The sequence below is a fragment of the Pedobacter agri PB92 genome, assembly GCF_000258495.1.
GTDB classification, from domain to species: domain Bacteria; phylum Bacteroidota; class Bacteroidia; order Sphingobacteriales; family Sphingobacteriaceae; genus Pedobacter; species Pedobacter agri.
This window is the reverse complement of record NZ_AJLG01000182.1, coordinates 1-9721: the sequence shown is the minus strand read 5'-3', so window position 1 is coordinate 9721 and position 9721 is coordinate 1. Positions and strand designations below refer to the sequence as shown.

Sequence of the window (9721 nt, the reverse complement as noted above, 5' to 3'; positions counted from 1 at the left end):
TACAGGCATCAATTATTTTTTTTATTGATGTCGAAATTTTCGAATTCAACAGCCAGCATTAAACCTTTACCTCTAATTTCTTTAATGGCCGGATGTTTCAAGAGTGTTTTGAAAAGTTGTCCTTTTTCTTCTACCTGATCAACAATCTTATTGTCGACCAAGGTTCTTAGCGTAGCCAAGCCAGCAGCACAGCAAACCGGGTGGCCACCAAAAGTGGTCATGTGACCTAAAATAGGGCTATGTGATAAAACCGACATGATTTCGAGTGAACTGATGAAAGCGCCAATCGGCATGCCGCCACCAATTCCTTTTGCCAGAAGTAATACATCTGGAACAACATCGTAGTGCTCAAAGGCAAACATTTTGCCACTCCGGCCGAAACCAGATTGAATTTCATCGAAAATTAGAAGTGTTTTGGTCGCGGTACATTTTGCCCTCAATGCCTGCATGTATTCTAAATCAGCAACGCGAATTCCGGCTTCACCCTGAATGGGTTCGATAAAGACTGCGGCTATTTCATCAGTAATTTTTTCAAGATCAACTAAATTGTTATGTTGAATGAAACTTACGTTTGGCAAAAACGGCCCGTAGCCTGAAGAATAGAAATCGCTTTCCATCAAACTTTCGGCACCTTGTGTGCTGCCATGATAAGCATTTTTACAAGCGATAAATCCTTTCCTTCCCGTATAACGTTTGGCCAGTTTCATAGCGCCCTCAACCGCCTCTGTTCCCGAATTTAAAAAGTAAGTGCAGCTTAAGTTTTTTGGTAAAATGTCGGCCAATGCTTTGGCGAAGTTAACCTGTGGCGTTTGTACATACTCACCGTAAACCATTAAATGCATGTAGGTTTCAGCTTGTGCTTTTATAGCTTCTACAACTGCAGGGTGGCAGTGGCCAACATTGCTCACACCAATACCAGCAATCAGGTCTAAATGTTTTTTATCAGAAGAATCGTAAATGTAAACACCTTTTGCCCTTACAAATTCGAGCATTAAAGGTTCGGGAGAGGTTTGTGCATTGTGTTGTAAAAACAACTGGCGTTGGGTAAGCATGGTACAAAAGTACGGAAATCAAATAGCCTTTGAAATAAAAAAGACCTGCATCGCTGCAAGTCTTTGTATCTAATTTTTTGGTCCGCCTTTAAAGCGGTTAAGCAACTCTCGCTTAAATCCCTCTTGTGCTCTGTAAAACTTTCCGACCACTTTAATTGGTAAACTGGATTTTAAACGGTTGTAGTATTTTTTATCAAGATTTAGGTCTCGCTGTTTAAAATCGAATTCACTGGTAATTAAACTCTGAACCTGAGCATCACTTAAATTATCAATCTCTGTAGTTTTTCTATAAGAGATCATTTTTTGCATGCGTTCTTTGCGTAGCGCATTTTGCTCAGTCTGCATATCGTTGTAAATTGGCCAGAATACTTTAGCTTCTTCTGGAGAAAGATCTAGTTTTTGAGTGAAAAAGGCAATTTTTAACGATTCGATTTCCTCGCCCTTTGGTCGTTGTGCCAAAAGGGTAGTGGGTAACAGGAACATTAAAGCAACGAATAATAAATTCTTCATTTTTTTAATTAGTTATTTAATTCATGAGTCAAATCACTTGGAGAGTAATTGCTCAATATATAGTTTTCCATTTCTGTATCTGAGGCAGAAGTAGTTTTGGATGTGCTTATGTTTTGGGCTTCCAAATGTTCGATAATGGTACTTTCATCAATATCGTACAACATTTGCTCGTTGGCAAGTTCTGCAGGCTGTGTTTGCGCAACGGGTATAGAAGTATTGTTATGATAAAAATAAGCACCAAACGATGCAATGATAACAAAACAAGCTGCACTGGCATACTTTACAATATCACGCCTCCAAAGTGGAACAATCTTCGCAACCTTTTGAGGTTGTTCTGCTTCGATTTTGGCTGCAATTCGATTTTGCAGGTTGGCAAAATAATTTTCCGGAACACCAAAAGCGTTTTCAGCTACGGGCAATTCCGACAACCTTACATTGGTTTCTAAACGTTCGGTAAGTTCTTCGAAATAATTTTGTGGAACTTCAAAAGCATTTTCAGCTGTGCGCTGCCTTAGTCCATCTACAAATACTGCCCGTCGCACCGATTCCGTTACACCTTCAAAATAGTGATCCGGTACTGTAAAAGGGTTCTTTTTCCCCATTGCAGCAAGGCAGGGTGCATCCTTTTTCCAATCGTTATCTTCTATATTTTCATTCATCACGGATATATGATACAATTTTTTGGAAAAGGTTTAATAATCAATTTCATCATTTGTAATAATAGCCTCAATTTTTTTTGCTGCGATGTGAAATGATGCTTTTAGTGCTCCTACAGACGTTCCTAATACTTCAGATATTTCTTCATATTTCATGTCATCAAAATATTTCATGTTGAAAATAATACGCTGTTTTTCGGGAAGGGTAAGGATGGCTTTTTGCAGTTTGAGCTCCAGTTTATCGCCATTGAAATAAGATGACGCGACTAAATTGTCTGCCAGCTCTGAAGACACTTCATCAAGTGGCGTATTATTTTTCTGCTTCTGTTTATTTAGAAAAGTGATCGACTCATTGGTCGCGATGCGATAAATCCAGGTGTATAACTGCGAATCGCTTCTAAATTTATCCAGGTTTTTCCAGACTTTAACAAAAACTTCCTGGAGCAAGTCATCACAATCATCATGATTGAGCACCAAACGCCGGATGTGCCAGTAAATTTTTTGTTGATATTTTTTTAGCAGAAGATTAAAAGCCTCATTACGCGTTTTCTCAACAGCAAACATTGCAAGAATTTCTGAATCTTCAACTTGTTTCATCTATATTTTTTAGAGAGGAGGGGTATTGGTAAAGACCGGGGCGAAGAATGTAACAATAAGGAAATTGGAATAGGTAATGCTAAATAGGTAGTCGTGTTTGGTAAATGGGAAATAGGGAATGGGCAATTCAAAATAACTTGCAATAGCAAAGAAAGCTATTATCTATTCCCCGTTCTCTATTTCCTTTTTAATATTCAGAAACCTATGCTTTCTTTCTACCAATTACTTTTTGCACAGCCTCAACAATGTTCACTGCATCTAAGCCGTATTTAGACATTAATTGATCTGGTGTTCCGCTTTCGCCGAAAGTATCGTTAGTAGCTACAAATTCTTGTGGTGTAGGTAATTCTGTAGTTAATAAACGGGCAACACTTTCGCCTAAACCGCCAAATTTATTGTGTTCTTCGCAAGTTACTACGCAGCCAGTTTTCTTTACAGATTTTAAGATCGCCTCATCATCCAAAGGTTTAATGGTGTGGATATTGATAATTTCCGCATCAATGCCCAATTCAGCCAATTTTTCGCCAGCTTCAATCGCTTTCCAAACCATGTGGCCAGTTGCAATGATCGTAACATCAGTTCCTTCGTTTACCATCCAGGCTTTTCCAATCTCAAATTTTTGATCAGGATCGGTAAATACGGGAATTACCGGGCGACCAAAACGCAGGTAAACCGGGCCTTCATATTCGGCAATGGCAATAGTTGCCGCTTTGGTTTGATTGTAATCACAAGGATTGATAACCACCATTCCTGGCAACATTTTCATCAAACCGATATCTTCTAGAATTTGGTGCGTTGCTCCATCTTCTCCTAAAGTTAAACCAGCATGAGATGCACAAATTTTAACGTTTTTATTTGAATAAGCTACTGATTGACGAATCTGATCGTAAACACGACCTGTAGAAAAGTTTGCAAAAGTTCCGGTAAACGGAATTTTCCCACCAATAGTCATACCGGCTGCAATACCAATCATATTTGCTTCTGCAATACCAACTTGTGTAAAACGCTCAGGAAAATCTTTAATAAAAGCATCCATTTTAAGCGATCCAACTAAATCGGCACATAATGCAACAACGTTTTCATTTTTCTTTCCTGCTTCATGTAAACCAGCTCCGAAACCTGAACGTGTATCTTTTTTTTCTGTATATGTGTATTTTTTCATACCCCAAACCCCTAAAGGGGCTTTATTTGTAGTTAAAATTAAAAGTTATTTACTCCCCCCTTCGGGGGGTGATGGGGCTTAATAATCCCCTAAAGTTTCTGGTAATTGCGCCAATGCCGAAGCCAATTGCTCGTCGTTTGGTGCTGTGCCATGCCATTTGTGTGAGCCAACCATATAATCTACACCAGCACCCATTTGCGTACTCATCAAATTTAAGATTGGTTTGCCTTTTCCGGTTAACGTTTTAGCATAATGTAAGCCTTCAACTATGGCTTGCATATCATTACCATCTGTGTTAATAACGTGCCATCCGAAAGCTTCAAATTTTGCTTGTAAATCATCCAAAGCAAGAACTTTACTGGTTGGTCCATCAATTTGTTGGCCGTTATAATCAACCGAAGCAATTAGATGATCAACTTTGTTGAAAGGGGCAAACATTGCTGCTTCCCAGTTTTGTCCTTCCTGTAATTCGCCATCGCCTAATAAGGCAAAAACGTGAGCATTATCACTGTTTAGTTTTTTTGCTAAAGCAGCACCAATAGCAACTGACAATCCCTGGCCTAATGAACCTGAAGCAATGCGGATTCCTGGCAAGTGCTCATGCGTAGTTGGGTGTCCTTGTAATCTCGAATCCAATTTACGGAACGTTGCCAATTCGCTTTTTTCAAAATAACCAGCATGTGCTAGCGTACTGTACCACACTGGCGAAATATGTCCGTTTGAAAGGAAAAATAAATCTTCACCTTTACCTTCCATTGTGAAATCCGTTTTGTGGTTTAACACTTCAAAATATAAAGCGGTAAAAAAATCTGCACAGCCTAGTGAAGCGCCTGGGTGGCCAGATTGACATCCGTGAACCATTCTAACAATATCTCTTCTGATTTGTGAGGCGATATCTTCTAGCTCTTTAATTGTATGTTTCATTAAAATAAAAGGTTGTTGTTACATAGCAAAGTTAATATTTTAACTGCTATATCATAATTAGTTATTGATTAAATCGAGTACCTGTTGTGTTGCGTTTTTAGTATCAACTTTTTTGATGATATGTGAGATTTTTCCTTCTTCATCAATAATAAAAGTAGTACGAACAGTGCCCATATATTTTTTGCCATACATGTTTTTCTCTGCCCAAACGCCATAGTCGTTTACAATTTTCTGATCGGTATCCGCCAGCAACGTAAAAGGTAAATTGTGCTTCGTTATAAACTTTTGGTGTGATTTTTCATCATCAACACTTACGCCGAGTACGACAATTCCTTTAGCTTGTAAACCTTGGTAATTATCTCTGAAATCGCATGCTTCGGCTGTACAACCAGGTGTATCATCTTTTGGGTAAAAATATAATACAACGATTTTGCCTTTATAGTCGCTTAACGAAACTTCAGTGCCGTTCTGGTCATTTGATGTAATTGCTGGCGCTTGATCGCCCTCGTTTAATTCTGCCATATAGTTATTTTTATGGGTATGATTGATTTTGCAAGTTAAACAGTTTATCTTATTATACTGTTTAAACTCGCATAAAATATGACTTTAACTTGTTTCGAATGACTACTTTAATGGCAAAAAAAATGCGGTGTCTTAGTGTTTTCTCAACATTAAGGTGTTAAGGGAATAGGCTTTATTTCCCCTGTTTCAGTCGTAAATATTTTGAATGGATTTATCTAAAGAAAGAGATGCTGTAACGCCGCACATTATCCTTCACATCACTGACCACTAATTCAAAATTATGTTTTCCTGCTGCAGTCCGATCATCGAAGCTGTGCCAAAGGGTGGCCGTTTTCGCATCAAATTCCATCAATACCCATTTTCCATCAATGTATCCGTTAAAGCTTTTTATTCCAGAAAGATTATCGCTGATTTTGAAAGTCATTTTGGATAAGCCAGCCATGCTTTTCCCATCAGCAATATTTACAGGACTAATTCTTGGCGCAATGGTATCAACAGCGATATAAAAACTACCAAAATTTCTCGGTGAGGCTTTCACATATCCATTTTCAAATGTTCCGCCTTGCGATGAACCACCAGTACTTACAATAAGTGCCTTGCTGCGCAGGCTTTCAGGAAGCGCATCGGCCTTAATCCAAAAATTAAAACCAACGTGAAGTGGTGTGTAACGGTTGTGAATTTGGTGAATGTTAGACCAGGCATTTCCGGAAGGTTTCGGAAGTTTTTTATAAACAAAGCTGAGGTCGTTGTATAATGTTCCTTGCGGAAGCAGCACCTTAATTTCATCACTGTTAAATTCGTTTGCTTTGTTGTAGGCAAAGATTAATCCTGCGGGGATTATTGCAGCAGCAGCTGGTGCAGCGCCAGCATTAACGGTAAATGGTAAAATTGAAGCATTACCTTTGGAATCCGTAATAATGTAGCGAAGCTGATGTGATGCTCCATCATTGAAGTTGATTTTGCCGCTGTTTACTAACCCACTGTAAATTTTTAAAGGATTACCAGGATCTACAAAGCTTTTTTGAATACTTCTTTTAGTATTTAGATAAGTTGGATAATCGATGTGAGAATTAATTGCTTTGCTGTCTTCGAAAGCAAAACGCTCCAGCGCTGAAGTGTAAATGATCTTTCCATCTAATTCCAGTTGGATAGAGTAAACGCCGTTTGTACCTGAAAGTCCGTTATGCCGATCAGTTACCACCACGCCGAAACCCACTTCACCTGTTAAGCTGATTGGTGTTAAAGCCTTATAACTTCCGTTTGCGCCCGTGATTCCAATAGCTTGTTTCGGTGTATTTTCGTTAAATGTTTTTCCATTTAAACGGTAAGCGTATAAGCCATGGATAATTGGCGGGATATTATCAGGAATATCGATGCCAAAAAACTGAGGGTTGATGGTTTCTTCAGTTTTGGTATCCCTGATTTCAAAATGTAAATGTGGTCCACCAGAACTGCCACGGTTACCCGACCAGGCGATAATTTCTCCTTTGCGGACCGGAATTAAAGTCGCCTCCGGAAACTCATCAATTTCGAACGTTTTCTTTTCGTATTCCAGGTTTTTAACAACGGCAGCTATTTTAGGCGAAAAACGTTGAACGTGGCCATAAACAGTAGTGAAACCATTTGGGTGATTAAGATATATTGCCTGGCCGAAACCGCTATTTTGAACCCTCAGGCGAGAAACGTATCCATCAGCCACTGCATAAACAGGATAACCCTCGCGTTGGTTGGTGCGAAAATCGATACCAGAGTGGAAATGATTGCCACGAATTTCTCCGAAAGAGCCGGCAAGGGCAGGAGGAACGATGTCTAATGGCTGACGGAAATCGGTAATGGGGTATCGGTTTGTGCTAAAAATCTGTTGAGCTTGAGCAAAACTAAAGGCAAATAGATATAAAAGTAGCGTTGATATTTTAGGGAAATTCAGGATCGGATTTTTAATCATTCGTTATTTAACATCAAAATTTAAAAGTTGTTTTCCTTCTAACCAAGCCTCCAGCTTATCGCCCTGATTGGTTCTGCCAACACCTTCAGGTGTGCCTGTAAAAATGAGGTCGCCCTTTTTCAAGGTAATGTATTGAGAAACAAAACTGATGATCTTTTCAAAAGAGAATAATAAATCCTTAGTATGTCCTTTCTGCCGACTTTCACCATTTACCTTTAATTCAAAATTTAAGTTGTACATATCCTCAAAATCGCTTTTTGGCAAAAATATGCTCACCGGTGCTGAGCTGTCAAAGCCCTTAGCCAGTTCCCATGGCAAGCCTTTCTCTTTATGTTTGCTTTGAATGTCTCGGGCAGTAAAATCAATTCCCAAACCAATTTCATCATAATAGTTAGCCGCAAATTTTTCGGCAATGTGCTTGCCTTCTTTGCATATTTTTAAAACTACCTCAAGCTCATAATGCACATCATTAGAAAACTCAGGTAAATAAAATGGTTTATTATCTTTCAGTAAAGCCGTATCAGGTTTCATGAAAATTACAGGCGTGGTAGGAACAGGATTATTTAATTCTTTTGCGTGTTCGGCATAATTTCGGCCAATGGCGATAATTTTCATTTTATTTAAAGTTAGAAGTACAACTGAAAAGAGACCTGTAGAAATCTCAGAGAGCCAAAAATAGAAAAGAAAACGGTGTTATAAAACTGAGATTCGTTTTACCTGACTTTCAGCGCCTGCCATTACACGCAAAAAATAAATGCCAGCATTTAAGCGGCTAGGAATATTAAAGCTTTTGGTTTGCTCTCCGGCGTTTAATCTCTCATTAGCCAGCGTTACCACTTCATTGCCCAATAAATCGATAATTTTAATGGTAGTTTGTGTACCATCTTTTCCGATAGATAAGATAATATTTAATTGCTCCTCAACAGGATTTGGATAAATTTTAACAATGGTTAATAATTTATCTTTAGTGGCAGCGATAGTTGAAGGTTTTGCAGTACCTGAATAGGTATTGAACATGCCCGATGACCCAAAAGTACCAAATAACGGCTTATAAGGCTGAATATTTGCTTTAATTTCTGGAATTCTACTGGTTTTTTTTACTCTATTTTTTAAGCTAATATGAATACTATCAGCCTGCTGTGCCCAAGAATTAACACTGCACCCCAAAACAATGCAAAAAATGCATATAATTTTTTTGAGCAACGTTATTTGGTAGAGTTTCATCAAATTTATAAAGCAAATGTATTAATTAAAAACAAAGAAATTAAACATTTTATTGATCTCTGTTATTTTAACACAATTTAACAATAAATTTTGTTTTTCACAGTGTGAAAAATACACAATATTATGGTTGTTAATTTGTTATAGTTAGTTTACTTTTGACGCACTAAAAATATCAACGAAGTGTCAAATCATAAAAATGTCAACGCATTAACTGCTGGCGGGGTGCTGGTAAGTTTGGGAATTGTTTTTGGCGATATCGGTACATCACCATTGTATACGCTAAAGGCAATTTTTAAAACGGCTAAAGAAATAGCAGAGAAAAGTGGAGGCGGCGGATCATATATCAATCCTGATCTTGTGTTAGGCGCACTATCATGTGTAATCTGGACACTTACCTTACAAACTACCATTAAATATGTAATGATCACTTTACGTGCTGATAATAAAGGCGAAGGTGGTATTTTTTCATTGTATTCGTTAGTCAGAAAGAAGGCCAAGTGGCTGGTGATACCGGCCATTATAGGCGGGGCGGCACTACTTGCCGATGGGATGATTACACCAAGTATTACCGTAACCTCTGCCATTGAGGGATTGAAATTGAAGTTTCCAACGGTACAAGTACTTCCAATTGTAATTACCATCATTGCGCTGTTATTTATTATTCAGCAATTCGGAACCAATTTAGTTGGGAAGCTGTTCGGACCCATCATGTTTTTATGGTTTGCGGCACTAGGCGTTTCCGGATTAGCACAAATCATCCATGATCCATCTATTTTTAAAGCCTTAAATCCATATTACGCCATTCATTTGCTGGTAACCAATCCCGGTGCATTGGCCATTTTAGGTGGTGTTTTTCTATGTACCACCGGAGCTGAGGCACTTTATTCAGATTTAGGGCATTGTGGTAAACAGAACATACGCGTTAGCTGGATTTTTGTAAAATTGATGTTGATTTTCAATTACTTAGGCCAGGGGGCATGGGTGTTGAAAAACCCAAATTACGATCCACATTTTGTAAACCCTTTTTTCGAACTGGTTCCTCCGGGCATGGTATTATTTATGGTTGGTTTGGCAACGACAGCTGCGGTTATTGCTTCTCAAGCCATGATTTCCGGATCATTTACGCTAA

At 38.5% G+C, this 9721-nt stretch carries 11 protein-coding genes; 1 reads left to right on the top strand and 10 read right to left on the bottom strand.

Going from position 1 to position 9721, the window contains the following annotated elements:
• Positions 1-8: 8 nt before the first annotated feature.
• From ON09_RS19925 to ON09_RS19880, 10 genes are all read right to left on the bottom strand, one after another.
• A complete protein-coding gene (locus tag ON09_RS19925) occupies positions 9-1052 on the bottom strand; it encodes an aspartate aminotransferase family protein (RefSeq protein ID WP_039843001.1) in 1044 nt (347 codons plus the stop codon).
• A 69-nt stretch (positions 1053-1121) separates the two neighbouring features.
• Positions 1122-1562, bottom strand: coding sequence for a hypothetical protein (locus ON09_RS19920; protein ID WP_010602833.1), 441 nt, complete (start codon positions 1560-1562; stop codon positions 1122-1124).
• A gap of 8 nt (positions 1563-1570) precedes the next feature.
• The gene (locus ON09_RS19915) at positions 1571-2221 is read right to left on the bottom strand and encodes a hypothetical protein (protein ID WP_010602832.1); all 651 of its coding nucleotides are present in this window, start codon (positions 2219-2221) and stop codon (positions 1571-1573) included.
• Positions 2222-2254: 33 nt separating this feature from the next.
• Positions 2255-2815 (bottom strand): RNA polymerase sigma factor, encoded by a 561-nt coding sequence (locus ON09_RS19910; protein WP_010602831.1) that lies wholly within the window; start codon positions 2813-2815, stop codon positions 2255-2257.
• 202 nt (positions 2816-3017) lie between these two features.
• Positions 3018-3977 carry a transketolase family protein gene (locus tag ON09_RS19905; RefSeq protein ID WP_010602830.1) on the bottom strand — a complete coding sequence of 320 codons (960 nt, stop codon included), beginning with the start codon at positions 3975-3977 and terminating at the stop codon, positions 3018-3020.
• Between the two features lie 78 nt (positions 3978-4055).
• A complete protein-coding gene (locus ON09_RS19900; RefSeq protein WP_010602829.1) occupies positions 4056-4901 on the bottom strand; it encodes a transketolase in 846 nt (281 codons plus the stop codon).
• 57 nt (positions 4902-4958) lie between these two features.
• On the bottom strand, positions 4959-5423 hold the full coding sequence (gene bcp / locus ON09_RS19895; protein WP_010602828.1) for a thioredoxin-dependent thiol peroxidase: 465 nt from the start codon (positions 5421-5423) through the stop codon (positions 4959-4961).
• A gap of 211 nt (positions 5424-5634) precedes the next feature.
• The gene (locus ON09_RS19890; RefSeq protein ID WP_010602827.1) at positions 5635-7368 is read right to left on the bottom strand and encodes a M23 family metallopeptidase; all 1734 of its coding nucleotides are present in this window, start codon (positions 7366-7368) and stop codon (positions 5635-5637) included.
• 3 nt (positions 7369-7371) lie between these two features.
• On the bottom strand, positions 7372-7983 hold the full coding sequence (locus tag ON09_RS19885) for a fumarylacetoacetate hydrolase family protein (protein WP_010602826.1): 612 nt from the start codon (positions 7981-7983) through the stop codon (positions 7372-7374).
• A gap of 78 nt (positions 7984-8061) precedes the next feature.
• Positions 8062-8535: a T9SS type A sorting domain-containing protein gene (locus ON09_RS19880; protein WP_238533755.1), complete on the bottom strand. Its 474-nt coding sequence runs from the start codon at positions 8533-8535 to the stop codon at positions 8062-8064.
• Between the two features lie 237 nt (positions 8536-8772).
• On the opposite strand from ON09_RS19880, the gene ON09_RS19875 reads away from it, so the two are divergent.
• Positions 8773-9721: KUP/HAK/KT family potassium transporter (locus ON09_RS19875; protein ID WP_010602824.1), on the top strand; the 949-nt coding region annotated here is incomplete at its 3' end.

What these genes read in the sequence shown, in the direction of transcription:
- ON09_RS19925 (WP_039843001.1), bottom strand. Translation starts at nt 1,052, where the DNA reads ATGCTTACCCAACGCCAGTTGTTTTTACAACACAATGCACAAACCTCT.
- ON09_RS19920 (WP_010602833.1), bottom strand. Translation starts at nt 1,562, where the DNA reads ATGAAGAATTTATTATTCGTTGCTTTAATGTTCCTGTTACCCACTACC.
- ON09_RS19915 (WP_010602832.1), bottom strand. Translation starts at nt 2,221, where the DNA reads ATGAATGAAAATATAGAAGATAACGATTGGAAAAAGGATGCACCCTGC.
- ON09_RS19910 (WP_010602831.1), bottom strand. Translation starts at nt 2,815, where the DNA reads ATGAAACAAGTTGAAGATTCAGAAATTCTTGCAATGTTTGCTGTTGAG.
- ON09_RS19905 (WP_010602830.1), bottom strand. Translation starts at nt 3,977, where the DNA reads ATGAAAAAATACACATATACAGAAAAAAAAGATACACGTTCAGGTTTC.
- ON09_RS19900 (WP_010602829.1), bottom strand. Translation starts at nt 4,901, where the DNA reads ATGAAACATACAATTAAAGAGCTAGAAGATATCGCCTCACAAATCAGA.
- bcp (WP_010602828.1), bottom strand. Translation starts at nt 5,423, where the DNA reads ATGGCAGAATTAAACGAGGGCGATCAAGCGCCAGCAATTACATCAAAT.
- ON09_RS19890 (WP_010602827.1), bottom strand. Translation starts at nt 7,368, where the DNA reads ATGATTAAAAATCCGATCCTGAATTTCCCTAAAATATCAACGCTACTT.
- ON09_RS19885 (WP_010602826.1), bottom strand. Translation starts at nt 7,983, where the DNA reads ATGAAAATTATCGCCATTGGCCGAAATTATGCCGAACACGCAAAAGAA.